Source organism: Billgrantia antri, from assembly GCF_017868935.1.
Taxonomy (GTDB): domain Bacteria; phylum Pseudomonadota; class Gammaproteobacteria; order Pseudomonadales; family Halomonadaceae; genus Halomonas; species Halomonas antri.
The window spans coordinates 158031-181099 of sequence record NZ_CP053383.1 but is presented as its reverse complement, the minus strand read 5'-3'; the positions used below and the strand labels follow the sequence as shown (position 1 = coordinate 181099).

The 23069-nt window shown below is 66.6% G+C and carries 20 protein-coding genes; 1 reads left to right on the top strand and 19 read right to left on the bottom strand.

Annotated features, from left to right (window positions below; genetic code table 11):
- Window positions 1–30: 30 nt before the first annotated feature.
- The 18 genes from HNO53_RS00830 to HNO53_RS00745 form a co-directional block, all read right to left on the bottom strand.
- Window positions 31–1035, bottom strand: coding sequence for a hypothetical protein (locus tag HNO53_RS00830; protein WP_209475419.1), 1005 nt, complete (start codon window positions 1033–1035; stop codon window positions 31–33).
- Window positions 941–2197, bottom strand: coding sequence for a DegT/DnrJ/EryC1/StrS family aminotransferase (locus HNO53_RS00825; protein ID WP_209475417.1), 1257 nt, complete (start codon window positions 2195–2197; stop codon window positions 941–943). The genes HNO53_RS00830 and HNO53_RS00825 overlap by 95 nt, the downstream gene beginning before the upstream one ends.
- Window positions 2194–2871 carry a sugar transferase gene (locus HNO53_RS00820; RefSeq protein WP_209475415.1) on the bottom strand — a complete coding sequence of 226 codons (678 nt, stop codon included), beginning with the start codon at window positions 2869–2871 and terminating at the stop codon, window positions 2194–2196. Before HNO53_RS00820 ends, HNO53_RS00825 begins: the two co-directional genes overlap by 4 nt.
- Window position 2872: 1 nt before the next feature.
- A complete protein-coding gene (locus HNO53_RS00815) occupies window positions 2873–4072 on the bottom strand; it encodes a carboxylate--amine ligase (protein WP_209475413.1) in 1200 nt (399 codons plus the stop codon).
- A 14-nt stretch (window positions 4073–4086) separates the two neighbouring features.
- On the bottom strand, window positions 4087–5259 hold the full coding sequence (locus tag HNO53_RS00810) for a glycosyltransferase family 4 protein (RefSeq protein ID WP_242597609.1): 1173 nt from the start codon (window positions 5257–5259) through the stop codon (window positions 4087–4089).
- A complete protein-coding gene (locus HNO53_RS00805; RefSeq protein ID WP_209475395.1) occupies window positions 5256–5969 on the bottom strand; it encodes a class I SAM-dependent methyltransferase in 714 nt (237 codons plus the stop codon). Before HNO53_RS00805 ends, HNO53_RS00810 begins: the two co-directional genes overlap by 4 nt.
- Window positions 5970–6014: 45 nt before the next feature.
- Complete coding sequence (locus tag HNO53_RS00800) at window positions 6015–7232, bottom strand: CDP-glycerol glycerophosphotransferase family protein (protein ID WP_209475393.1); 1218 nt, start codon at window positions 7230–7232, stop codon at window positions 6015–6017.
- 37 nt (window positions 7233–7269) lie between these two features.
- On the bottom strand, window positions 7270–7731 hold the full coding sequence (locus tag HNO53_RS00795) for an adenylyltransferase/cytidyltransferase family protein (RefSeq protein WP_209475391.1): 462 nt from the start codon (window positions 7729–7731) through the stop codon (window positions 7270–7272).
- A 36-nt stretch (window positions 7732–7767) separates the two neighbouring features.
- Window positions 7768–8688, bottom strand: coding sequence for a glycosyltransferase family 2 protein (locus HNO53_RS00790; RefSeq protein WP_209475389.1), 921 nt, complete (start codon window positions 8686–8688; stop codon window positions 7768–7770).
- A gap of 40 nt (window positions 8689–8728) precedes the next feature.
- Window positions 8729–9622: a glycosyltransferase family A protein gene (locus HNO53_RS00785; protein WP_209475387.1), complete on the bottom strand. Its 894-nt coding sequence runs from the start codon at window positions 9620–9622 to the stop codon at window positions 8729–8731.
- A gap of 90 nt (window positions 9623–9712) precedes the next feature.
- Window positions 9713–10942, bottom strand: coding sequence for a hypothetical protein (locus HNO53_RS00780; RefSeq protein ID WP_209475385.1), 1230 nt, complete (start codon window positions 10940–10942; stop codon window positions 9713–9715).
- Window positions 10929–12833, bottom strand: coding sequence for a polysaccharide biosynthesis protein (locus tag HNO53_RS00775; protein ID WP_209475383.1), 1905 nt, complete (start codon window positions 12831–12833; stop codon window positions 10929–10931). Before HNO53_RS00775 ends, HNO53_RS00780 begins: the two co-directional genes overlap by 14 nt.
- A 29-nt stretch (window positions 12834–12862) precedes the next feature.
- A complete protein-coding gene (locus HNO53_RS00770) occupies window positions 12863–13906 on the bottom strand; it encodes a phytase (RefSeq protein WP_209475380.1) in 1044 nt (347 codons plus the stop codon).
- Window positions 13907–13909: 3 nt separating this feature from the next.
- A complete protein-coding gene (locus tag HNO53_RS00765; RefSeq protein WP_209475378.1) occupies window positions 13910–15067 on the bottom strand; it encodes a hypothetical protein in 1158 nt (385 codons plus the stop codon).
- A gap of 17 nt (window positions 15068–15084) precedes the next feature.
- Window positions 15085–16881, bottom strand: a complete 1797-nt coding sequence (locus HNO53_RS00760) for an ABC transporter ATP-binding protein (protein WP_209475376.1) — start codon at window positions 16879–16881, stop codon at window positions 15085–15087.
- Between the two features lie 6 nt (window positions 16882–16887).
- Window positions 16888–19143: a polysaccharide biosynthesis tyrosine autokinase gene (locus HNO53_RS00755; protein WP_209475374.1), complete on the bottom strand. Its 2256-nt coding sequence runs from the start codon at window positions 19141–19143 to the stop codon at window positions 16888–16890.
- A 39-nt stretch (window positions 19144–19182) separates the two neighbouring features.
- Window positions 19183–20298, bottom strand: coding sequence for a polysaccharide export protein (locus HNO53_RS00750; protein WP_476695657.1), 1116 nt, complete (start codon window positions 20296–20298; stop codon window positions 19183–19185).
- Between the two features lie 465 nt (window positions 20299–20763).
- On the bottom strand, window positions 20764–21201 hold the full coding sequence (locus HNO53_RS00745) for a low molecular weight protein-tyrosine-phosphatase (RefSeq protein WP_209475371.1): 438 nt from the start codon (window positions 21199–21201) through the stop codon (window positions 20764–20766).
- A gap of 146 nt (window positions 21202–21347) precedes the next feature.
- On the opposite strand from HNO53_RS00745, the gene HNO53_RS00740 reads away from it, so the two are divergent.
- Complete coding sequence (locus HNO53_RS00740) at window positions 21348–22103, top strand: DeoR/GlpR family DNA-binding transcription regulator (RefSeq protein WP_209475369.1); 756 nt, start codon at window positions 21348–21350, stop codon at window positions 22101–22103.
- 85 nt (window positions 22104–22188) lie between these two features.
- Here HNO53_RS00740 and HNO53_RS00735 read toward each other — a convergent pair whose 3' ends face one another.
- Window positions 22189–22944, bottom strand: coding sequence for a ribonucleoside-diphosphate reductase (locus HNO53_RS00735; RefSeq protein WP_209475367.1), 756 nt, complete (start codon window positions 22942–22944; stop codon window positions 22189–22191).
- Between the last annotated feature and the right edge of the window lie 125 nt (window positions 22945–23069).

Here is a 23069-nt window from a genome sequence, read left to right as displayed (position 1 = left end):
CGTGGCGGCCTCGTTGCAAGAAGGGGTCGCTCAGTGACGTTCGGTCGGCGAGCCTTCCGGCATCACCTGCGCACAGGGCGCGATCTCAAGCTCGCCCGGCGCCAGCGTCGCTTCGCCGGCGCGCGCCAGGCGCGGGAAGCCTGGCGGCGGACGCCCCTCGAAGACTCGGTCGAAGATCTCCAGGGCCTGATTCGCGGTGAAGATCCCTTGCCGCACCGATGGCCAGCTGAAGCAGTCCTCGCGACGCACCAAGGATGGTCCTCGGCGATGCGATACGTGCACCAGGGCCGGCACGCTAGCGTAACCAAGCACCGAGAGCACCGAGGCGCGATGCTGGCCATTGGCCACCAGGAAGCGCACTTCGTCACCGCGCGCGAGCGTATCGAGCACGATGTGCTGGTGGAAATACTCCAGCCGCTGGGAGGCTTGGTAGCGGTACCCTTCCTGCAGGATGGCCCGGTGCAGAGCGACCAGTTGGTTCAGGCGCCGCTCACCGAACCAGTCCGGCTTGGGCCCTACCTGACGCACCGCAGTCTCGGACACCAGCGACGACTCGGCGCCTTCACCCTGCGGCGACAGTTCGGCCAGAGTCCGCAACAGCTGGAGCTGGCGTACGTCACTCCATGGCATGAAGTCGCTCAGGGGCGGCACCCTCCTCAGCCAGGGGTGAGCGGTGTCCGACGACACACCCAGCGAGGCAGCCAGCGTCGACGGCTGCCAGTGCTGCCAGTAGGTCTCTAGACAACTCCCGCGATAGCTGCGGCACTCACCGTCCAGGTATTGGCGCAGGCTCTGCACATAGGGATGCAGCGAGTCGCGGCCGTAGGCGATACCGGTGGGTCCGAACCAACGGCAATCGGCCAGCCGACACTGGATGAGGCAAGGCAGGCCGCGGTAGGCATAGAAGGCCTCCAGGGGGCCGACCGCCTCCCGGCTCAGATCAGGGACGGGATACTGCCTGGGACCGACCCGCCGCCAGATCCGCCGGTACAGCCGCCGGCAGCGCTGGAGCGTCGTGGCGACCATGGTCGACATGGCTTGCCTCCTCCAGGGTATGTTCGACAGCCGAGGCGACCGCAGTCAGCTGCTCCGGTGTCTGGGCGGGATCGACCAGCAGCATCAGGCTGGTCTCGCCGAGACGCTGCGCTACCGGCAGCCGCGACGGCGGACGCAAGCCGGTGCCGTCGAAGGCACGCTCGCGGTAGATCTCGCTGCAGCCGCCGTGCAGACAGGTCACGTCAGCGGCCTGGATGGCCGCCACCACGGCATCGCGATCCCAGCCGGCACATAGCCGATCGGACTCGACGAAGGCATAGAACTTGTACCAGGCGTGGCCAGCCTCGGGCGGCGGCTGCGGCACGCGCAGGCCCGGCAGACCACCGAGACGCTGGCTCAGGTAGGCCGCGTTCTCGCGGCGCCGTTCGAGCCATCGCGGCAGCTTGCGCAGCTGGCAGCGACCGATCGCCGCCTGCATCTCGGTCATGCGCCAGTTGGTGCCGAAGTCGTCGTGAAGCCAACGGAATCCCGGCGGGTGCACGCCCTGCACCGAGGTCCACGACTTGCCGTGGTCCTTGTAGCTCCAGGCGCGTCGCCAGGCCGCTTCGTCATTGAGCAGCAGCATGCCGCCCTCGCCGCCCGTCGACATGATCTTGTCGGTACAGAAGGAGAACGCGGCCGCGTCGCCGACGCTGCCGACGCGGCGACCGCGCCAGGTGGCCCCGTGAGCCTGGGCGCAGTCCTCGATCAACCACAGGTTGCAGGTATCGGCCAGCCGTCGCAGGCCATCCAGGTCACAGGGCCAACCGGCCAGATGCACCGCCACGATGGCTCGAGTCCGCGGGGTGAGTACCGCTGCCACGCTCTCGACGCAGAGATTGCCGGAGTCGGGATCGACATCGGCAAACACCGGCCGTGCACCGCGGGCCACCACGCAGGAGACCGAGGCCATGAAGCTGCGTGGCGTCACCACCACTTCGTCGCCAGGCCCAACGTCCAGCGCATGCAGCGCCAGCTCAAGCGCCACGGTGCCGTTGGCCAGGGCGATGGCATGCGGTACGCCATGGAAAGCGGCGAACTCCTCCTCGAAGCCTTGCCCCTCCCCACCGTTCCAGTAATTGACGCGGCCCGAGCGCAGGACACGCTCCACCGCCTCGCGTTCGTCCTCCTCATGGAAGGGCCATGCCTTGGGTTGAGTCATTCCGGTTGCTCCTCGGATCGTGCTGCATTGCCTGAGGGAAAGAGCGTGTGCCAGAGGTAGCCCAGGTCACGGCCGAAGGACCAGTGCAGGACGTAGTCCCGGTTGAGCCGCACCTTGTCAGGAAAGATCACTTCGCGGTTGTAGCGCTCGGGGTCCGCCACGCCGGCCAGCAGGCGCTCCTCGTCGCGGTACTTGAGGGTGGCGGGGCCCGTGATGCCCGGACGCACGGCCAGGATCACCCGATCCTGCTCGTCGAGGCGATCGGCAAAGCCCGGCACGTCGGGTCGCGGACCGACGAAGCTCATGTGTCCGGCCAGTACGTTGAACAGCTGGGGTAGCTCATCGAGCTTGCTGCGCCGCAACAGACGGCCGAACCGCGTGATGCGCGGATCGTCGAGCGTGGTCACGCTGGTCCCCGCCAGGGGGCGCATGGTACGCAGCTTGATCACGCGGAACGGCCGCCCGTCACGGCCGACCCGCTGCTGCAGGAAGAAGCCCGAGGCCCTGGTATCCCGCGCCGCGGCCCAGGCGGCCACGAGTATCAGCGGCAGCAGCAACAACAACAGCGCCACCGCCAGCATGAGGTCGAAGGTACGCTTGAGGAAACGCTGTGCCGGCGTTAAACCAAGCTCGTGCGGGAGTGGCGCCTCGAGGCGCTGCTGGTACGGGTACATCTCAGCGCACCATGCCCGCTTCGACGGGATTGAGGCTATGCATGGTGATCCCCTTGGCGAGGTAGTAGAGCGCCTCGCCGCACAGCACCAAGGGGTCGTCGAGCTTGAAGTCGTCGTAGGCGTGCGCGCGGACCCCGTTCCCCCCCAGGCCATCGAGCAGCCGCCCGCGACGCAGCAGGTCCAGCCGGCGCAACAGGTCGCCCAGCAGCCAGCGCGACACCACGCCCCGTCGCGCCGGCCGGAAGTGGGCGCGGGCCACGGCCGGACTGCGAGTCTCGGCCAGGTAGAGCAGCCAGGGAAAGTTGACCCCGGCGCTCAACGCCAGGTCGATGGACCCCCACAGGCGCGGATTGATCTCGATGAAGGCGTGACGCCCGCTGGCGGGGTCGAACTTGAACTCCAGCATGGCCAGGCCATGCCAGCCCAGCGCATCGAGCAGGCGATGGGCATCGGCCTCCAGCGCAGGATGCACGGCGCTGACGCGCAGGGTACTGGTACCGCCCGTGGCGATCTTCTCCTGAAGTCGGCGATGGGTGAACGTGGCGATGCGCTCGCCGTACCAGTAGAGGCAGGAGACGCCCCAGCCGTCGCCGCCGACACACTCCTGAACGATGGGAAGCCGCGCTGGATCCAGAGCGAAGTCGTCGATCATGCTCTCCAGCACGGCGGTCAGGGCCGCGCCGCCACGGGCAAAGCGCACCCCCTTGGAGCTGTTGCCGCGCCGCGCCCGCGCCACGTATTCGCGTGCGTCGTCGGTCCGTGCACCGGCTTCGGCCGGCGACCGGTAGTCGACGATCGGCGCCACCGGCACATCCAGGTCACGCGCCAGCCGGCTGATTCGATCCTTGTCGTTGACCCGTACCAGGTTGTCGTAGTTGGCCAGCGGCAGCGACACGCCGGCCGGCAACCGGCCCGCTTCGCGAGCCTGCGCCAGCAGCTCGCCCTCCTCGTGCCCGGGCAACAGCAGGCCGATGCGATGACGTTCGCACAGGGCAGCGATATCGTCGACGAAGCCCTCGGGATCGGCATAGGGCGAGCGATAGCGTCCGCGCCCCCGCGCCAGGCGCGATGCCTGGCACATGCCCACTCTCGCCGTATCGGCGACGACCACCGGCACGTCCCGGCGCGCCAGGCCACGCAGTGCCGAGTAGCTGCTGCGACACCAGCCATGAGTCAGCATTACCCTGGTCTCGTTGCCCATGCGAACCTCCTCATCTAGAGCTGAGTGATCTCGAGCAGCTGGCGGTTGACCCGGCGCACGTCATAGCGCCGCTCGACCTGTGCCAGGCTGGCGCGCGCCATGGCCGTCACGGTCGTTTCGTCGGCCTCGATCAGGGCCAGCATGGCGTCGGCCAGGGCGCGAGCGCTGCGCGGCTCGACCCGCCATCCGTTGATGCCCGGCTCGACCGTCTCGCGGCAGCCGGGCGAATCGGTGGTGATGATGGGCCGCCCGGTGGCCATCGCTTCGAGCACCGAGCGCGGGATGCCCTCGCGATACCAGGAGGGCAGGACGTAGCAGCGGCAGGCGGCCAGCGCCGCCTGAACCGATTCCAGCTTGCCCAGGTACTCGATGTCGCCGGCCGCCTGCCAGGCGGCGAGTTCGGCGGGCCGCACGCTGGACGGGTTGGGGTCCAGCGCACCGGCGAGCTGAAATCGCGCCTGGGGGTAGCGCTCGTGGACGAGGCGGGCGGCCTCGACGTAGACACGCACGCCCTTCTCCACCATCAGCCGTGCCAACATCAGGAACACCGGCTCCCGGGGCAGCGGCCGGGGGGGAAACAGAGCGGCATCGACCCCCGAGCCGTCGACGACCGCCGAACGCGCCGTCGGCGCGAGCAGGCCGCATTCACGAAACAGCGCCTGGTCGTCGGGATTCTGGAAGATGGTGGTGTGGGCATTGGCCAGCGAACGTCGATAGAGCCGGGTCAGCAGGGCATGCAGCAGAATGCGCTTCACACCGCGCGCCTCGGAGAAGGCATAACCGAGCCCGGTGATCATCGGATGGAAGCGCACCCCCGGATGGTCATGCAGCGCCAACCCGGCGTAGATCACCGGCTTGGCGGTGTAGGCGATGACCACCTCCGGCGCATGGCGAGCTATCAGGGCGCGAATCGCCCGTGCGGTGCGCCAGTCCTCCAGCGGGTCGAGGCCACCCCGCCCGATGGCAAGCGGCTCGAAGGGAATCGACAGCGCCGCCAACTCGCGCCGCACTCCCTCGGCGGAGGCATCCGGGTGTGCCGCGGCGACGATGCGGTGGCCACGCTCGCCGAGCAGCTTCAGCAGCGGCCCGCGGAAATTGCTCAGCGAGCGGGCCGTGCCGCCGATCACCAGCACACGTCGGCTGACGACCGGCAGCGCCTGCGCTGCGCCGCCGGCCATTTCGGTCATGCGCACCTGACGTCCTCCCCGACGGGGCGCTCCGCCGCGACAGTGGCAGGCCTTGGACGGAGCAGGTAGACCATGTGCGAGCGGTCCTCGGGGACCGGGTAGTGCCGCAGGCAGTCGAAGTAACGCCCGATCTCCGCGCTGACCCGTCGGCGCGAGGTCGCCGGCGAGGCATCGATCTGCCACAGCCCGCTACCTGAGGTGCGCCCTCGCCTCCGCTGCCAGGCCCGCTTGAGGGCCAGCGGCAACGGCAGCGAGAGCGTGAACGGCGAGGTGGAGGTAAGGCGCAGCAGGCAGTAGAGGCGGAAGTCGTTCACCGGCAGGGTCAGCAGGCAATGCCTCTCGGTCAGCCGGGAGAGCATCGACAGCGCCTGGGGGAACTCATCGAACGGCAGGTGATGCAACACCCGCGAGCACAGCACCACGTCGAAGCGGCGCTCCGCCAGTGCCGGCGGGGGACGCAGGATGGAGCCGACATGGTCGGGGCGCAGGGCGGGGTTGATGTCCAGCGTCGTCACGCTCACCCCTTGGTGGCGCAGGTACGCGGTAACGATGCCGGAGCCGACACCGACCTCCAGCAGCGTGGCGGGGCGACACTCCTCGATCAGCTTGAGCTGATGCCAGTAGGCCAACATGCGCTGCTTGGAGTTGTAGCGCTGGAAACGGTAGTAGTCCCGCGACAGGCGTTCCGGAGATATCTGGATCTGGTTCATGGTGGCCCCGTCGTTGTTCGTCAGGTTGAGGAAGGGCGTCCGTGCTCAGGCGTGGCGCGGCATCGGTTGTTGGCTACAGGCGCGCAGGTGTGTCGTGATGCGCTCGCAGACGCGCCCATCGTGGAGCGCCGCGTGGCGCGCGACGAAGCGCGCCAGGGCGGCATCGTGCTCGCCCGCCTGGACCGCCCGCCAGGCCGCAGGCAGTTGCTGCCAGCCTTCGATCACCGGACCCGGCGCATCGGCGAAGTAGTCGCCGTAGACACCGACGTCCTCGTTCAGGTAGCTCGCCAGGTCCGGCGCCATCAGTACGATCGGCCGGCGCAGGCAGGCGTAGTCGAACATCAGGCTGGAGTAGTCGGTCAGCAGCAGGTCGACGGCCGGCAGCAGCGCGTTAACGTCGGCAAAGCGCGAGACCGGCACCTCGCGCACGTGGGCCGAGCGGCGCTCGAGCGCCGCGATGCCGCTCATCTTCAGCGAGGCATGACCGCGCACCAGCAGCAGCAGGCGCTCGCGCTCCAGCCAGGGCAGCAGGGCCTCGAGCCGCTTGCCCTGGGCCACGTCGAGCCCGCCCTTGCCCTGCATGCGCAGCGTGGGGGCATAGAGCAGCACGCCAGCGAAGTTGCGGGTCTCGATGCCGGCGCCGCGCAGCAGCCCCTCGGCGTCCGTGCGGAAGGCATCCCAGCGCGGGTAGCCCAGCGCCACCACCCGCTCGCACGGCAACCCGTAGGCCGACATCATGCGCTCGCGTCCCACGCTCGACGCCACCAGCACCTGATCCGGACCGCGCTTGCCGGGCAGCAGCCGGCGCAGGTAGCGGTCGAACAGCCGCGTCGCGCCACCGATGCGCTGCGAACGGGCATGGGCATCACGCCCGAAGCGCTTGAGCGGCGTGCCGTGGGTGAGGTTGATCAGGGTGCCGCCGAGGGAGGCATGGGCGTTGACGTCCTCGGCGGAGTGCGTGACCAGAAACAGCCGTGCCCGCAGCGAGACCAGGATCCCCCGCAGCGAGTAGGCCATGGCGGCTTCCCCACCCTCCTTCTGCACCCGGCGCAGTACGTCGCGGCTGTGGGTCAGCCAGACGGCGCGCAGGTCGGGCTCGTGGGCATGGACGTGACGATAGAGAGCGCGGGCATTGTCGGCATACTGCTGGCCATGCCAGGCACCGAACACCCAGAGCCGGTCGTTGCGCGGGAAGCAGGCACCCAGGGCGCACAGCGGCAGCCAGGCGAGCTGCCGCGCCAGGCGCGTCAGGTAATTGAACATGGGAGACTCCCGGCCCGCAGGCCGATGTGAAGAGAGGTCAGCCGAAGTCCTTGCGCAATGCCTCGAGCACGTCGAAGGCGTGCAGCAGATCCTCACGGGATACGCTGCAGAAGCGATTGAGCGAACGCTTCAGGTCGGTGGTCGAGACGCCCTCCGTGCGCGGCAGGTAGACCACCTCGCAGAAGCGGGCGAGAAAATCGAAGTGTCCGCGCCAGTCCTCGCCGATGGCGAAGGTCGATACCCCGTAGCGCTGGACGTCGTCGATCTTCTGATCCCAGTTGGTTTCGGGAATGACCTCGTCCACGTAACGAATGGAGCGCACGATCTCGGCGCGCTGCTCGAAGGGGATCAGGGTGCGCTTGCCCTTGCCGGCGTTGAACTCGTCGGTGGAGACCGCGACGATCAGCCGGCTCCCCATGCCGGCCAGACGGCGCAGCAGGTTCAGGTGGCCGATATGGAACATGTCGAAGGTGCCGTAGGTAATGACCGTCCCGCCCATCGTCTTCCCTCCCGCTCGTCCGAGCTTGTCATGTCGTCACTTCACCCAGCGCCTCAGCCGGTCGTAGTAGGGCTGAGGAATCAACAGCGTGGTGGCGTGGAGCCAGTGCCTGCCCTGCATCCCCAGACGCGAGAGCGCCGCCAGTTCCTGGCGTACTGGCTGTCCCAGGCGCTTCTTCTCCACCGCCCAGGAGAGCACCTTGCGATTGATCGCGGCATGCAGTTGGCGCGCCTCCTCTTTGGTCAGTCGTCCCGCGTACTCCGCCAGCAGATCGACCCCGGGGTGGAGGTGCACCAGGTTGCGCTTGTCGCGGGTCACGCCGCTGTTCTCGAGCTGCCACAGACTGGTCACGCTGTTGCAGTAGTGGATCGCGTCGAGTTCGCACAGCACCTTGAGCCAGAAGTAGACGTCCCCGCCGCGCCGGTAGCGGTCGACCGGAAAACCGCCCAGCTGCAAAAAACGCTCGCGGCGGAGGCAGGCGCCGTTCATGTGGATGAAGTCGCTGCGGGCGAAGGCTCGCAGCGCTTCGCGGCGCGCCAGGCGACCGTCGGGCAGCCGCTCGAGCCGCGGCAGGGGCCGCCCGTCCTCCATCTTCTGATAGGCATTGACGAACAGCTCGATGCCAGGGTGGGCGACGATGGCCTCGTGCAGTCGTCGCAGATGATCGGGCCGATAGAGATCGTCGGCGTCGAGAAAGGTCAGCCACGGCGCCCGCGCCAATGACGCGCCGTGGTTCCTCGCGGCGTAGCCGCCTGGGCCTGGGCTGTTCCGCTGCAGCAGGGTGAGCCTGCCCTGCGCGGCGTGGCGCGCGAGTATCTCCATCGAGCCGTCCTGCGAGCCGTCGTCCACCGCGACGAGCTCGAAGTCCTGGCAGGTCTGGCCGTAGACCGACTCCAGCGCCGCCTCCAGCGAGGCGGCCTTGTCGTAGACCGGCACGATCACGCTAAAGAACGGCATGGCAAGCCTCTCCTCGATTGGAGCGGGGGAGTTTCGATTGTCAGCGGCGAAACCAGGACGGCGGCAACATCAGCCGCAACGTCCGCGGCCACAGCCGCATCGGCAAGCCCGACAGCCGCAGCGAGGCCAGCTCGGTACGCACCGACTGCCCCCGACGCTTCTTCCACGTCGCCCAGTCGAGCAACTTGCGGTTCACCGCGCCCTCCAGTCGCCGCCGCTCGCGTGCCGACAAGCGTCCGGCATAGCGATCGAGCAGTTCCACGACCGGGTGCAGCGATACGCTCTCCGCCTCGGGCTCGATGCCATCATCCGCGGTGTTCCACAAGCTGGTGATGGTATCGTCGTAGTGGATCGCCTCCAGCTCACACAGCGCCCCGAGCCAGAAGCACGTCTCGCCACCCTGGCTCAGGTGCTCGCCGAATCCCTTCATCTCGAGGAAGCGCTCACGCCGAATGCAGCTGGCATGCGGCTGGATGAAGTCGGCGCGGGCATAGGCCGCCAGGGCGCTGCGGCGGCTGAGCACCCCGCGGCTGGGCAGGGCCATCCGCACCGGGCCCGATGGCCCCATTCGCTGGTAGGCGCTGGCGAACAGCTCGATGTCGGGGTGCCGGGTAAACGCGGCGGCCATGCGCGACAGATGGTCGAAGAGCAGCAGGTCGCGCGTATCGAAGAACATCAGCCATTCCCCCCTAGCGCGTCGGGCGGCATCGTTGCATGCCGCCAGCCGGCCGCGACGCTGACCGCGATAGCGCAACAGCCGCAACCGGCCGGCCCGCTCGTGGCCACGCAGCAGCTCCAGCGAACCGTCGCTCGAGCCCTCGTCCAGGGCGATCACCTCGACCTCCTTGAACACCTGGCGAAACAAGGACGGCAGCGACGACCTCAGGCTCTGCGCCTCGTTGAACACAGGCACCACTACCGTTATCAGCGTCATACCCGATCATTCCCAGCGTCTGCACGCGGCAGCTTGTCGTTCTTGTTGTCGTCATGCCCGTTGCGGTTGCGTGGTTACCCTGGCGCCCGCTCACAACCCCCGTCCGAGTCGACGCACGGCGTTCCAGCCGACCCGCTGCAGCCCCGCCAGCGTCAGCGGCACCAGCGCCAGCGAGCGCGTCAGCGTGAGCAGCGGGCGCGGCAGTTCATACAGGCACATGCGCCGCGGCAGTCCGGTATAGAAGAACCAACGATCCCAGTAGGGCCGGCGCCGGGCACGGGGCGGTACGTCGCCGGAAAAGTCTCGCGGTACCGGATACCAGGCGTAGTTGCCCTCGAGCGTATCGGCCACTTCCGGTCCCGGCTGGAGAAACTCGAAGTCGATGATCCTCAGCCCCTGGTAGGGGTCGTAGAGCAAGTTGCACGGGCTGAGATCGATGCACTCGTAGCCAAGCCGGCGATAGTGCAGGATCACCGCCCGCAGCCGTTCGATGACCCACAGGGGCAGCAAGCCATGACGAAAGAAGAACGGCCGGGGCGCGAGAATTCGCGGCAGGCTGTCGGCATACCACTCGACGACCAGGTGACACGGTCCGACCTCCAGCAGACGCGACACCTCAGGCAGGGAGGCGCCGAGTTCCCGCGCCTTGACCTCGCGTGCCAGGAACCGCTCCCTGCCCGGGCGAAAGGTCTTGCAGATGGCACGCCGCCCGTGAAAGTCGATCAGCTCGACCTTGGCCCGGCATGCGTGCTTGCTCAGGTCGGCGAGCACCGGATAGGGGGTGCGAAAGGCGTCGTTGCGCCGACGAGCCAGCTCGAGCACCGACTCGACCCGCACCGGCGCCAGCAGACTCAGCCAGGCAACGGCCTGATCGGCGTCGGCCGAGGCGCTCACCGCGACACCACCGTCGCTGCCAGCACGATGGGTGTGAAGACGCATCTTCCACTGGGCGCGAAGAACGCGTGCATTGTCGCTCGCCCCGGCCGCGTCGCCGCGGGGGCGAGACCGCCGGTCGGGATAGACATCGTGCACCGCCAGCAGGCGCCGCGGCGGGTCGGCACCGAGGCCATCGGCGCCGTCCGGGTGGGCACGCTGCAGGCGCTCGGCCATCACGCTTCGGCATCGTGCATCGAGTGACGACTCGTGCAGCACGTCGAAGCCGAGCTGTGCAAGGATGTCACGGTAGGCCGCCAAGTCGCCCAGACCGCTCTCGTGCACCACGAATGCCGCCAGCCCCGGCACCGACGCGCGGACGTCCGATATCCGATCGACAAAGCCGGCGGGGCCGGCCCACCCGGTCTCACTGTCACGATACCGCACGCATCACCTCCTCCCAGCGTGGTGTCGAGCCACCCTCGGGGCAGTAGTCCAGCGGCGCCACTAGCAGCAGTTGCCGCAGCCGGGGGTAGTCGATGGCGGCAAGGGCCTGCTGCAGCTCCTGCAGGTAAGCCTCGAGCCGCGGCCATTCCCAAAACATCTCATGCGACGTCATGATCCGGTGATGGCGCGTTTCCTTCACCACACCGCCTATGAGCAGCTCCTCGAAGAGCTTCTCGCCGGGACGCAGCCCGGTATAGACGATTTCGATGTCGCCGTCGGGGTGAGCTTCGTCCCGCACCTCGAGTCCCGAGAGGCGAATCATGTTGACCGCCAGGTCGCGGATACGCACCGGCTCGCCCATGTCGAGCACGAACACCTCCCCACCGGTAGCCATGGCACCTGCCTGGATCACCAGTTGGGCGGCCTCGGGAATGGTCATGAAGTAGCGGGTGATGTCCGGATGCGTCACCGCCACCGGGCCGCCCCGTTCGATCTGCTGGCGAAACAGGGGAACGACCGAGCCGCTGGAGCCCAACACGTTACCGAAGCGCACCATGCTGAAGCAGGTCCGGCTCTGCTGCTGGGCAAAGGCCTGACAGATCAGCTCCGTCAATCGTTTGGAGGCACCCATCACGTTGGTCGGCCGGACCGCCTTGTCGGTGGAGATCAGCACGAAGGATTCGACACCCGCCTTGAGCGCCGCCCGAGCCAGGGTCAGGGTGCCGAAGACGTTGTTGCGCAGCCCCTCGACCAGATTGCACTCCACCAGCGGCACGTGCTTGTAGGCGGCCGCATGGTAGACGGTATCCACTCGAAAGGCGGTGAAGATCGCACGCAGGGCATCGGGTTGCTGGATCGAGACCAGGAACGGCTGAACCCGGATACCCTCGTCACCGACGGCAGGGTGCTGCGACAGCTCGTGCTCTATGGCATAGAGCGCGTACTCGCAGCTGTCGACCAGCAGAACGGCGACCGGCCGTTGGGCGATGATCTGGCGACACAGCTCGCTGCCGATCGACCCGCCTGCCCCGGTCACCATCACCGTCTTGCCCTCGATGTTGGCCGCGAGCAGGTCGGGGAACGGTGGCACCGGCTCACGCCCCAGCAGGTCCTCCAGCGCCACGTCGCGCAGCTCACTGATGCGGGCCCGTCCGGCGATCACGTCGGCACTGCCGGGAATGGTCTTGACCGGCACCGACAGTGCGGAGAGACGCTGCAGGATCTCGCGTCGCCGGCAGCGCGGGGCACTGGGAATGGCCAGCAGCACCATTGCCGCCCGATACTCCTCCACCAGCGCCGCCAGCCTCACCGGCTGGTGGACACGCAGCCCTTCGACCAGGGCACCATCGAGACCGCGCCAGTCGTCGACGAAGGCCACCGGCTCGTACTCGCTGCCATGCCGCAGCGCGGCCACCAGCTCGCACCCCGCCGCGCCGGCACCATAGATCACCACCGGGCGGCGCTTGAGTCGCTGGCTCAACAGATAGAGCTCGCGCAGCAGGAACCTCACGCCGCCCAGCCCCAGCAGCAGTAGCAGGCCGTAGATCAGCACCACGGGCAGCGACAGCGTCACCCCCAGCCACTGGCTGACCGCCTTCGCCACCAGGGAAGAGAGCAGGACCGCCATACCCACGGTCGCCACGGTGGTATGGCTCATATAGCGAATCACCACCCGGTAGAGCCCCAGCCAGTGGAACAGCACCAGGCTGACCAGGGCGACGACGATGCTTGTCTGCCACAGCCCGGGGGCGACGAACGGTGCCAGGCTCTCCCAGTGCAGGGCGCAGGCCAGCATCAAGCTGGCCACGACCAGCGTGGCATCGACCAGCACCAGCACGCGTCGCTTGACGCTGCGAGGCAACATCAGCAATGGCTGCAAGGGGATCTGCATGGGCTCCTCCCTTGAATGGCAGGCCCCGGTCACTCTCGGCCGGGAAGGTCTAGGGCGGCCGCCACCTGCGCCCAGTCGAGGTACTTGTAGTTCTGGTTCTGCGCGGCGTTCGAGCCGCTATGCACCACCATCAGTCCCGTGGCGAATCGTCTGCCGAAGCCTTGCGAACTGACCTCGATCCCATCGGTCTCGACGACGCTGTCGGCGCCGCTCTCCGGGTGCCCTTCGATACGGAAGATCCCCAGCAGAACGTAGGGAGGAGAAGCCTCGAGCACGGCGAAGCTGTCATTGCCCTGACTGGAAACGATCAGGTACTGGTCGCCGTACAGGGCGAGCCCTTCGATATCGGGCTTCAGGGGGGCTCTCGCCTCGATCACCAGCTCGCGGCAGGTAGCGGCTTCCGGCGATGCCGGCATGACCCAGACACCGACCCTCTCCTCGCCGACGAACAGCAGCGAGCGGGCGTCGTCGGCGACGCAGCCCTCGGGCTGGGACCCCAGCCGAAAGTAGCGCAGCAGTTCGAGGTGCGGCTCGCCCTGGACGATCTCCAGGCGATGCTGAAGATAGTGCCCCTCCTTGGCATTGGTGAAGACGTGCAATTCGTCGCCGTGGCGATAGAGGCAGAGGCCGTAGTTCTCCTCCAGGCCAGTGGGCACCAGGCCCATCAGGCTCACGCTTCCCTCCTCGTCGATCTCGAACACCGCCAGACGGCCATCTTCGCGATGGGTCGCCACGGCAACATCCATGCGCCGCTGGTCGAGAGACACGCCCTGGCGCAGATCGACGTTGTTGAGCTTGCCCACCGGCAGGGACTGCACCCTTGCCCCCTGCAGGTCATAGACCTCCAGGCCGCGCTGCTTGTCGGTGCCGAGGATACGGCTGCGCTCGGGCGCCGTGGGGTGGCGCCAGATCGCCGGGTCGTCGGCGGCGTCGCCGCGGCTGGCAACCGCGACGGTTTCGCCCTGGACGCGTACCACCGGCGTCTCGGCCGCCAGCGGCGACTGTCCCAGGGCGAGTCCGAGCAGCGCACCGGCCACGCCACGCCACCCCCTCCGGCCCAGACACCAAGCCATGCGTCAACGCTCCTTCACCGGCGTCATGGGAACCGCCGCCGTGCCAAGGGAAGGCCGCCCCTCGCGGCCGTGTCGATAGCAGTGCCAACAGACCGCCAGCACCAACCAGAACAGGGTCGTGCGCAGGCCGTTGTGGCTGAGCGAGTAGACCAGCGGCCCCGCCATCCCCATCCAGGCGTAGAACGGTGCACGGCGCAGCGCCATGAAGAGGATGGCAAGCAGCAGGCCGAGCCCCGGGATGCCGTAGGCGAACAGCATGCCGACGAAGGAGGAGTGGATCTCGTTGCCGTCATAGGGTGCGAAGCGCTGGCGCTCGCCCTCCGCCGCGCCGAGGATGGCATATTCGGGGAAGTGGGTGAGGCGATCGAAGCGGCGCTCCTCGACCATGTTCTCGACCTTCGTCGAGGCCCGATCCAGTCGGGCCTGCAGGTTACGCTGTACCTGCCCCTCCGAGTGCAGGTTCGCCACCAGCACCGCCACGAGGATCAGGGGCACGAGCAGGCTCAGTCGTGCGAAGTGGCGCAACTGCCCGGCATTGGCAACGGCCCAGCCGAGCCCGACCAGCACCGCCCCGCCCATCGCCCCCAGCGACGAAGCCGCCAACAGATTGACCACCGCCGCCGCAAGGCCGGCCAGCATCAGCGGCCGTAACGGTGGGCGGAAGTCATCGAGCAGCATCAGCAACAGCATGGCGCAGAGCGAGAAGAAGGCCAGCTGGTTGGGGTTGTTGAAGCTGCCGGTGGCCCGGCCGACCCCTGTGCCGAGCTGGTAGACCACCTCCATGGCGGCAATCAGCAAGGCGATGGAGAGCGCGTTGCGCACCAGCCCCCGGCCGGCCTCGCCGAACACCCGCAGGAAACGCAACAGCGCCATGCCCACCAGGAAGTTGAACAGGAAGAAGAGCGGGTAGATGAAGAAGGCGCTGCTTTGCATCACCCACGCCCAGCCAAGGCTGACCAGCAGTACCCACAGCAGCAGTAGGGCCCAGCAGAAGGCGAAGGGCGGGACCGGATGCCGCTCATCGCCCAGGGCCAACAGCGCCATCAGGCCGGCGAAACAGAGCAACACGAAGTCTGCCGGCTGGGGCAGGCCGCTGGAGAAGACGTAGAGGCTCGACAGGCTCAAGCCGAAGAAGAGCAGCGCGGCGGCGATCTGGTTCATGGCTTGGCTCCCCCTCGCTAGAGATTGGCCATCATGCGGAAGGCATGGTTTCGCTCGGCCAGCTCGGCGTAGGTGCCGCTGTCCACGACGCACCCCTTGTCGATCATGTAGATGACGTCGCAGTCGCGCACCGTGGACAGGCGGTGGGCGACCATGATCAGGGTGCAGTGGCCGGCGCTCACCTCGATATCGCTCATGACCCGCTGTTCGGTGATGCCATCCAGCGCACTGGTCGCCTCGTCGAGCACCAGCACCTGCGCTTGGCGGTAGAACGCCCGGGCAATACCGATGCGCTGTCGCTGGCCGCCGGAGAGCTGTACGCCGCGCTCGCCGACGCGAGTGTCGAGTCCATCGGGCATCGAGGCGACCATGGCGTCGAGCTGCGCCATGCTCACAGCCTTCTCCACCAGGGCGACATCGATCTCGCTGCGCGGCACCCCGAAGGCAACGTTTTCCAGGATCGAGGCATCGGCCAGGAAGATATGCTGGGGTACGAAGCCGACGCCGGCCTGCCAGCGCGCCAGGTTTGCCTCGGTCAACGTGACATCATCCACTAATAACGTCCCCTTCTGCGGTTGAATCAACCCAAGCAGAAGGTCCACCACGGTCGATTTTCCTGAACCGGATTCGCCGACCAAGCCCACTCGGCTGCCCGCGGGGATGCTCAGGCTCAGGCCGTTGAGCGCCGCCTCGCGCTTGCCCGGGTAGTGGAAGTGCACGTGATCCAGCCGTATGCCGTCGTGCAGGGGCAGAGGATGGAAAGCGCTCCCCGGTGCCATTTCTGAGGCATAGCCACGACTCGCGACCAAGTCGTCGTGGACCGCCTCGAAGGCGGCCAGGTGGCTGCGAATGTTGGAGACGGAAGCGTAGATCTTCTGATAGGCCGGCAACATCTTGAAGCCCGCCAGGGCGTAGATCGACAGTGCCGGCAAGATCGTGCCCAAATTGCCCTGATGCACGTTCAGCAAGTAGAGCACCAGCAGGATCACCGAGCCGAAGGCCACCAGCTCGATCGCGTAGCGCGGCGCATCGGAGAGCCCCTGGGTCACGCCCATGCCACGCGCCACCTGCTGGCTGGCGCGCTCGAACTGGGTGGTGAAAGTCGCCTGGCGGCGTAGCAGCAGAAGATCCTTGATGCCCCCAAACCCTTCGGTCATCAGCTTGAAGCGCTTGGCCTGGGAGCGTGACACGCGCCGGCCGTTGTTGATCAGGAAACGACGCACCGTCTTGTACAGCAGCAGGTAGGCGGCGAGGAAGATGGTAATGCCGCCGAGCGCCACGACCGGGTTGTAGACCAGGATCGTCAGCGACATGCAGGTCACCAGGACCAGCTTGGCATTGAGCTGCATGCAGGGTTGCAGGATCTTGGTGGTGACCCGCTGGGTCTCCTGGGCGACACGGTTGATCAGCCGGCTGCTGCTGCCGCTGGCATGAAACAGCCAAGGCTGATGCAGGTAATAGCGATAAAGGCGGCTGGAGAGCTCGGCGCCCACCTGGGCACCGTAGAGCGACAGCCGCCAGGTGGTGTACATCGAGAACAGCGCGGCCACCAGCAGCACGAGCAGCACCCCCAACCCCATCAGGGAGAGGAAGTGCTGCGGACTGTCGGCACCGCTTAAGCGGTAGGCCTGACCCAGCCACCCCTCGCCCTGCAAGCGGCTCATGTCCCCGACCAGGGCCATGAACGGCCCGATGGAGATGACACCGATCACCTCGGCAAAGGCCATCAGGACGATCAACCCCTGCAATCGAAGCAGGCGGCGCCGCTGACGTGGCGCCAACAGCGAGTAGAGTTCGCGAAGCTGTCGCAACATATCTTGTCACCGGTAGGCGTAGAGATAATTGCCGTAATGACCGTAATGGCTGCTCGTCGAACGCTCCAGGCCATTGAGTATGGCGCCCTTGAGCCGCACCCCGCCGCTCTCCAGGCGCCGCTTGGCGGCCTTGATCTCGGCCGGCGGATTGACGCCGAAGCGCACCACCATCAGGCTGGTGGCGGCCAGCTTGCCGACCACGGCGGCATCGGTGACTGCCAGCACCGGCGGGGTGTCGATGATCACCAGGTCGTAGCGCGCACTGACCGACTGCAGGAAGCCATGGAAGCTGCGCTGCATCAGCAGCTCCGAGGGATTGGGCGGGCGCGTGCCACGCGACACGTAGTGCAGCCCCTCTATCTCGCTCTCACGGATTGCCTCGTCGAGCTCGATACGCTGGGCGAGCAGCTCCGACAGTCCCGGCACGCCCTTGTCACGGAACGCATGGTGGAGGCAGCCACGCCGCATGTCGGCGTCGATCAGCAGCACCTGTTGCCCGGCCTGGGCACAGACTGCGGCCAGGTTGGCGGCAATGAAGCTCTTGCCGACCCCGGGCCCGGCCCCAGCGATCATCAGCCGATTATTGCCCGCTTCCAGCATGGCGAAGTAGAGGCTGGTGCGCAGGCTGCGCAGGGCCTCGACGGCAACCTCCTCGGGCTGCTCCAGGGCCAATAGGCCGCGGAAGACCTCCTGGGTCGCCTTGAGGCCGGCAGGGCGGACGCGCCGCGTCAACTTGGTCTGCTCCGCCGAGTCGGGCAAGGTGGCATAGACCGGCAGGCCGATCTCCTCGAGCTGGTCGGGGCTCTTGATCGCCCGGCTGAGCAGCAAGCGCAGGATGACTCCCAGCGCCGCCAACAGCGCCCCGATCATGCCACTGACCAGCGTGATCAAGGCAATCCGCGGCGCAATCGTGCCGCTCTGCATCACGGCGTCATCGAGAATGCGCACGTTGCCCACGGTGCCGGCCTTGAGCAGGCGCATCTCCTGACGCTGGTTGAGCAACTGCACATAGACCTGCTGGTTGACCTGGGTGTCGCGGGTCAGCCGCAGCACCTCCTGCTGGGTTTCGGGCAGGTCGCCCACCAGGCCATTGATGCGCTCCTGTTCGGCCTGCAGTTGCGCACGCTGGCGCAGCAGCGACTGGTAGTTGGGATGGGTCGGGCGGAAGCGCTGGGCCAGGTCCGCCTCGGCCAGGGCCAGCTCGGTGAGTTGGTTCTCCACCTCCACCAGGCGGTTGAGCAGGTTCTGCGTCTCGAAGGTCAGGTCGACCGAGTCGCGCTGGGCACGATACTCGTTGAGCCGGTTCTCGGCTTCGGTCAGCTGCTCGTTGACCTGGGGAATCTGTTCGTCGAGAAAGGCCAGCTGCTTTTCGGCCTCCTCCGACTGCCGCTGAACGTTCTGGGTCAGGAACACCCCGGTGAGGGTATCCAGGGTCTGCTGGGTCAGCTCGGGATCGGTGCCGTTCAGCAGCAACTTGTAGACCCCCGAGTCCTTGCCCTGGGGCAGGATGGTGAAACGCCCCTGGAGCCGGCCTATTGTCTTGAGCCGCGACGCGCGTCTGAGCCCGAACTCGGCGCCGACGTGAGCATCGAGCTGGCTGACGAAGAGGCGGTACCCCGTATCGCTGCTGACGGTTTCTCCGACTCGACCGGCCAGCACAAGCTCTCCCTCCCGGAACAGCTCATAGCTTCCTTCCCCGATCACCCGCAGCGTGTGTTCCATGCCCTCTCGCTCCGACGGCACCTCGAAGCGCGCGACGCGCAACGTCTCCCCCGCCCATACGAAGGGAGAGCCTTCGACACCGTCCGGGCCGGGCAGCCAGCCGATCAGGAAATTCGGCACCAGGCGCTCGAACCAGACATGTTGGAGGCCATGATGGACCAGGAAATCCCCTACCCAGGGTAGCCGCCGCGGTGCGATGTCGATCGCCAGGTCAAGGCGGTCCACGGTCGCCCCGATGACCATGCGCGACTTGAGTATCTCCAGCTCGGCCGTGGTTGGGTTGGTGACCTGATCGCCTACGGCCAAGGTCTCCAGCAGGCCCAGCATGGCCCCCCGGTTCTCGATCTGGACCAGCGCATCGGATTGGTAGATGCGAGGCTGGGAACTGGAGTAGAAATAACCCGCCAGCATGAAGAGAACGGTGATGCCAGCGATGAGGAATTTCTTCTCGACGAGCATGTCGAGCAGCTTCCTCAGGCTGATATCCTCGTTCTCGGCAGGCGTCGGGGCGGAAGAAGGTGGGTTGGGAAATATGGTCATAGCCAAGACCTCTTCAGCGTAGATGAGCCCCGCTATCTCTCAAAGGTTACCCACCCTGTCGGCGGACCTGGCGGCATCACCCGGCAGCGTGACCGAAGGCAGCAGCAACGAGATCACGTTGTTCCAGCGCGCCAGCGGAGCGGAAGTGACATAGACCACATCCTGGGGGTTGAGCGGGAAGCGCGTGCCCAGCATCAGGCGAGTCGCATCGCTGATGTCCAGCTGATACACCGTTGCCAGCTTCTCGCTCTCCGGCGGGTTGCCACGCACGACGAAGATGCCGGAGGGCTGTGCACGGCTCTCGTTGACGCCGCCGGCGCGAGCCAGGGCGTCGGTCAGCGACAGGCGTTCGTTGCCCAGAGCGATGGCACCGGGCCTCAGTACCTGGCCGAGCACGACCACGTTCTGGTTCTCGGAAGTGGGCACGTGCAGCAGGTCGCCGTCGCGCAACAGCCGGTTCTGCGTCAGGTCGCCCTGTTGCAGCATGGCGAAGAGAGAGAGACGCTCCTCGCGTCCATCCCGGGTCAGAATGACGTTGTGCCAGTCGGCATTGTTACGTGCCCCGCCGGCCTCGCTGAGGGCGTCGAGCACGGTCAACGGCACGATGGTGAGCGGCTGGGCGCCCGGCCGCTCCACAGCGCCGCTGACGTAGACCTTCTGCGAGCGGAAGGCAGCGATGCCCACTTCCACCTGAGGGTCGGTAATCACCTGTGAGAGCCGCTGGGTGAGCAGGCCACGCAGCTCTTCCAGCGTCATGCCGGCCACCTGCACCCGCCCCACGTAGGGATAGAACATGGTGCCGTCAGGCCGCACCCGGTTGCCGGTTTCCGCCGCCGAGCGCTCGCTTCCCCCGGGAATGGTGAGTTCGGGATGGTCGTAGACGATGACGCTGACCACATCGCCCGGGCCGAGGCGATATTCGTACTGCTGGATTTCGCGCTGAAGCTCCGGGGGCAGCGGGCGCGAGGCAGGCTCGACCGTTTGCATACCCATCACCAGCTCCGGCGTGATCGGCTCGATGTCGACGCGGGAGTCGAGCGACTCGTCGAGCCGGCTCTCATCGATATGCCCCCCTGGAGCAAAGGCGCACCCAGCCGACACGAGCAATACGAGCAGCAGGGCTAGGGAAACGCTCAGCCGTGCTGTTGTTGCCAGCCGGGGCCGACCTTTCGACTTTGCGAAGGTCCAGGTCGCTTTGTTGTCTTCAACTAACGTTGTCATTGTTCCACCCCCCACGGGATCCCAAAAGCACGCTACCGCCCCGGATGCTCTGTCATGTCATCCGTGAGCCGTCTCTTTTTTCTTATCCGGCTTCATCGTTTCGGATCGTTAATTACATTTAGTAACATCGCGGATACATCAACCGTGACGTTATGATGAAGCCGAAGATACATTTAGGTTACATTGGCGTTTCGGCGTCACCAGATGATTTTGGGCTCAGCCTCGTGCTGAAAATCGGCGAAAAACAGGCGCCCACGAAAAGCAGCGAAAATCGGCCAGGGAGTATGGGAAAAATCAGGTAGGGAAATTAGGCGTAATTGCCCCTCGCCGAAGCGAAAGCTCGAATTACGGAAGTGCAACAAAAGGTTGGATATCAGCCTTGGATAGGACTTCGGTAGCTTACAGTCGATGGGCCCATTCCCTGCTGGCCGAATCGAGCAACTGGTGCGTCCATTGGAACGCTTCCGGAGAACGCCGATAAGGATCGGGGATGTCGCAGCCCCGACCGTGTTCCAGCCAGTGGCCCAGGCGCATGATCTTGCCGACTGCCTGTGGCCAGCGCTCGGCGATCAGGCGCCGTTGCTCGTCGCTCATGACCAGGACCAGGTCAGCTTGCGTCAGGTAGCGGGCATCGAGCTGCCGGGCCCGATGATGGGATACGTCGAGTCCAGCAGCCTCGGCCAGCGCACGCGCACTGGGCTCGACGCCCTGGCCGACCAGTGCGGTCAGCCCGGCCGAACTCACACGACAGTGGGGCAAGCGCTGCTGGAGCATCGCTGCGGCCACGGGGCTGCGACAGATGTTGCCTCGGCAGACGACCAGGATGGAGCGAATCATCGACGTAGTACACTCATGAACGGGCACGGGGAGCCCTGCAGCACAAGCATAGCGCCCGGCTCGCGGGAGTGGAAAAACGTCATCGCTTGGCTCAGCATAGGTCGACCAAAGCAACCTTCGCATCAGTGACAAGGTGGGAGCAGCGAATGAATGACCGCAGCGCCATGCGCCTGGCCCGTCTCCAGCAGGCGCTCGCCGTCAGCGGTACCCTCCATCTTCGCGAGGCCGCCCGCCTCTGCGGTGTCTCGGAAATGACCATTCGTCGCGACCTGGCCGCGAGTGACGGAGCCATGACCTTGCTGGGTGGGCGTCTGGTGATGGCCAGTCATCCGCACTATGTGCCAGCCTACGACCTCGACGTACAGCAAGACAGCCATGCCCTGGCCAAGCGCCGGCTTTGCGCTCGCGCCGTCGGCTTCATCGCCGATGGCGATACCCTGTTCATCGACTGCGGTACCACGCTGCTCCCCCTGGTGGGTCAGCTCACCACCCGCGAGCGCCTAACCGTGGTGACCTATGCGCTCAACGTGGCCAACGCAGTCAGCCTGCTCCCTGAGGTGCGCCTGGTACTTCTCGGTGGTCTCTTTCATGCCAGTTCGCAATCCTTCGGTAGCGACGACATGAGTGCGGCGATCAAGCGCCTGGGCATCAACCGCGCCTTCATTTCGGCCGCCGGGGTGCACACCGAGCGTGGCGTGAGCTGCTTCCACTTCCACGAGGTCGCCCCCAAGCAGGCCGCCATTGCCCACGCCGAGCAGCGCCTGCTGGTGGTCGACGAGAGCAAGCTCGGCCAGGTACGCCCCGCCTACTTCGCCAAGCTGGACGACTTCGACGTGGTGATCACCGACGGCGACATGGCACCGTTACCGGAGAGCGGCGGGCCCAGAATCGTCGCCGCGTGACGTCCAGACACAACGAAGCCGGGCAATGCCCGGCTTCGTTGTGTGGTGTTGTATGGCCGAGCGCAGCCAGCTGTACAGTGCTTTCTTAGCCACACTTGGACCAGCCGCAACCCGCATAGCACGTCGGGCAACCATCCATCATGATCAGCTCACCGCGGCACTCCGGGCAGTGCCCTACTACCGTGGGCCCATCGCCTTTCTCTTCGGAAGCGTGAGCCTTGGCCTGCTGCTCGGCCTGGGCCTCCTCCTCGGGGGTGGGCGGCTGCCAGGGATGGCCGTGGGTCAGGCGGTGGGCGTAGCGGCGCACCAGCTCCTCCACCGGCACCTGGTTGCCGTCCTGGTCGAGGAAGCCGCGCCGGTAGAGGATCTGCTGGATCGACCAGGCGATGGCGGCCACTTCGGAGTCGTGGAACATCGGCTTGCCCCAGCGGTTCATGCCGCAGCGCACCAGGCCCTTGTCCCAGGCCACCTTGCGCAGGTCGGCCACCGCCTGGGTGACGTAGCCGCCGCGGGCGGCCAACGACAGGCTGCGCATGGTGGCGGTGATCCACTGGTGCTCGCTGGAGAGCTGGCCGGAGGGGAAGAAGAACTCCACCGGGCGCTCGATCACCACCCGCTTGCCGTCGAGCACGCCTTCCACCGGCATGAAGGAGACCAGCAGGTAGACCTTCTTGCGGCCCTCGGCGCCGACGTAGGAGATCTTCTCGGAGACAGCTTCCAGGGTGCCCTCCGGGCGCGAGGGGATGCGTACCGTGAGCGGGTTCTCGTCAGCCAGCGGCGGCGCTTCCACCGCCTTCTTGACGCTGTAGGAAACGATCTTGGACTTGATTTCGACGGCCATCACGGGGCTCCTGCAGAAAAAGGTTGAACGGCACACAGCGGCTCGGGGCTGATCCGTCGACAGGCCTGCGAGGAGGCGCTGTAAACCCATCCCTGGGCGCTACCTTCGCCATCCATGGCGAAGGA

Coding starts and splice junctions, on each gene's coding strand:
- HNO53_RS00825 (WP_209475417.1), bottom strand. CDS start 2,197: ATGACTCAACCCAAGGCATGGCCCTTCCATGAGGAGGACGAACGCGAG.
- HNO53_RS00830 (WP_209475419.1), bottom strand. CDS start 1,035: ATGTCGACCATGGTCGCCACGACGCTCCAGCGCTGCCGGCGGCTGTAC.
- HNO53_RS00745 (WP_209475371.1), bottom strand. CDS start 21,201: ATGATTCGCTCCATCCTGGTCGTCTGCCGAGGCAACATCTGTCGCAGC.
- HNO53_RS00815 (WP_209475413.1), bottom strand. CDS start 4,072: ATGGGCAACGAGACCAGGGTAATGCTGACTCATGGCTGGTGTCGCAGC.
- HNO53_RS00810 (WP_242597609.1), bottom strand. CDS start 5,259: ATGACCGAAATGGCCGGCGGCGCAGCGCAGGCGCTGCCGGTCGTCAGC.
- HNO53_RS00765 (WP_209475378.1), bottom strand. CDS start 15,067: ATGAACCAGATCGCCGCCGCGCTGCTCTTCTTCGGCTTGAGCCTGTCG.
- HNO53_RS00775 (WP_209475383.1), bottom strand. CDS start 12,833: ATGCAGATCCCCTTGCAGCCATTGCTGATGTTGCCTCGCAGCGTCAAG.
- HNO53_RS00760 (WP_209475376.1), bottom strand. CDS start 16,881: ATGTTGCGACAGCTTCGCGAACTCTACTCGCTGTTGGCGCCACGTCAG.
- HNO53_RS00805 (WP_209475395.1), bottom strand. CDS start 5,969: ATGAACCAGATCCAGATATCTCCGGAACGCCTGTCGCGGGACTACTAC.
- HNO53_RS00790 (WP_209475389.1), bottom strand. CDS start 8,688: ATGCCGTTCTTTAGCGTGATCGTGCCGGTCTACGACAAGGCCGCCTCG.
- HNO53_RS00735 (WP_209475367.1), bottom strand. CDS start 22,944: ATGGCCGTCGAAATCAAGTCCAAGATCGTTTCCTACAGCGTCAAGAAG.
- HNO53_RS00820 (WP_209475415.1), bottom strand. CDS start 2,871: ATGTACCCGTACCAGCAGCGCCTCGAGGCGCCACTCCCGCACGAGCTT.
- HNO53_RS00785 (WP_209475387.1), bottom strand. CDS start 9,622: ATGACGCTGATAACGGTAGTGGTGCCTGTGTTCAACGAGGCGCAGAGC.
- HNO53_RS00770 (WP_209475380.1), bottom strand. CDS start 13,906: ATGGCTTGGTGTCTGGGCCGGAGGGGGTGGCGTGGCGTGGCCGGTGCG.
- HNO53_RS00755 (WP_209475374.1), bottom strand. CDS start 19,143: ATGACCATATTTCCCAACCCACCTTCTTCCGCCCCGACGCCTGCCGAG.
- HNO53_RS00740 (WP_209475369.1), top strand. CDS start 21,348: ATGAATGACCGCAGCGCCATGCGCCTGGCCCGTCTCCAGCAGGCGCTC.
- HNO53_RS00795 (WP_209475391.1), bottom strand. CDS start 7,731: ATGGGCGGGACGGTCATTACCTACGGCACCTTCGACATGTTCCATATC.
- HNO53_RS00800 (WP_209475393.1), bottom strand. CDS start 7,232: ATGTTCAATTACCTGACGCGCCTGGCGCGGCAGCTCGCCTGGCTGCCG.